The sequence below is a fragment of the Pantoea sp. ARC270 genome, assembly GCF_003236725.1.
GTDB classification, from domain to species: domain Bacteria; phylum Pseudomonadota; class Gammaproteobacteria; order Enterobacterales; family Enterobacteriaceae; genus Pantoea; species Pantoea anthophila.
This window is the reverse complement of sequence record NZ_PUGA01000087.1, coordinates 1-1,309: the sequence shown is the minus strand read 5'-3', so window position 1 is coordinate 1,309 and position 1,309 is coordinate 1. Positions and strand designations below refer to the sequence as shown.

1 tRNA gene and 2 rRNA genes are annotated in these 1,309 nt (G+C 52.4%); all 3 read right to left on the bottom strand.

From position 1 onward, the window contains the following. Positions 1-541, bottom strand: a 23S ribosomal RNA gene (locus tag CKF42_RS20965); the annotation flags it as partial. Between the two features lie 208 nt (positions 542-749). Next, positions 750-825: transfer RNA gene (locus CKF42_RS20960), tRNA-Glu, on the bottom strand. Positions 826-912: 87 nt separating this feature from the next. Then, positions 913-1,309 (bottom strand): 16S ribosomal RNA (locus tag CKF42_RS20955); the annotation flags it as partial.

Below are 1,309 nucleotides of genomic sequence, written 5' to 3'. Positions count from 1 at the left end.
GTGCTCCCACTGCTTGTACGTACACGGTTTCAGGTTCTGTTTCACTCCCCTCGCCGGGGTTCTTTTCGCCTTTCCCTCACGGTACTGGTTCACTATCGGTCAGTCAGGAGTATTTAGCCTTGGAGGATGGTCCCCCCATATTCAGACAGGATACCACGTGTCCCGCCTTACTCATCGAGCTCACAGCGTGTGTGCTTTTGTGTACGGGAGTATCACCCTGTACCCTGCGACTTTCCAGACGCTTCCACTAACACACATGCTGATTCAGGCTCTGGGCTGCTCCCCGTTCGCTCGCCGCTACTGGGGGAATCTCGGTTGATTTCTTTTCCTCGGGGTACTTAGATGTTTCAGTTCCCCCGGTTCGCCTTGCAGCACTATGTATTCATGCTGCAATGATGCACTGAGTGCACCGGGTTTCCCCATTCGGACATCGACGGCTGTAGCGGTTCATATCACCTTACCGTCGCTTTACGCAGATTAGCACGTCCTTCATCGCCTCTGACTGCCAGGGCATCCACCGTGTACGCTTAGTCGCTTAACCTCACAACCCACAGGCGTTTTCACGCTGCGTGTTGCAAGCATTTGAGAGACTCGGACATGTCGCCATTTCATTCTTATTACGGAGAATGAACGCGTCATGTCGTTTCAATTTTCAGCTTGTTCCGGATTGTTAAAGAGCAATATCTTAAACATGACTCGTAAGTCATCTTTAAGATATGTGGGCAACATCTTTCACCTGTCACCGAGCATGGCGTCCCCTAGGGGATTCGAACCCCTGTTACCGCCGTGAAAGGGCGGTGTCCTGGGCCTCTAGACGAAGGGGACATTTAAGTCTGTCTTCGCAAGACGCTTTGCTCATTACTTTTTTATCAGACAATCTGTGTGAGCACTGCGCGGGAAGGTATCTTCAGGTAAGGAGGTGATCCAACCGCAGGTTCCCCTACGGTTACCTTGTTACGACTTCACCCCAGTCATGAATCACAAAGTGGTAAGCGCCCTCCCGAAGGTTAAGCTACCTACTTCTTTTGCAACCCACTCCCATGGTGTGACGGGCGGTGTGTACAAGGCCCGGGAACGTATTCACCGTGGCATTCTGATCCACGATTACTAGCGATTCCGACTTCACGGAGTCGAGTTGCAGACTCCGATCCGGACTACGACGCACTTTGTGAGGTCCGCTTGCTCTCGCGAGGTCGCTTCTCTTTGTATGCGCCATTGTAGCACGTGTGTAGCCCTACTCGTAAGGGCCATGATGACTTGACGTCATCCCCACCTTCCTCCGGTTTATCACCGGCAGTCTCCTTTGAGT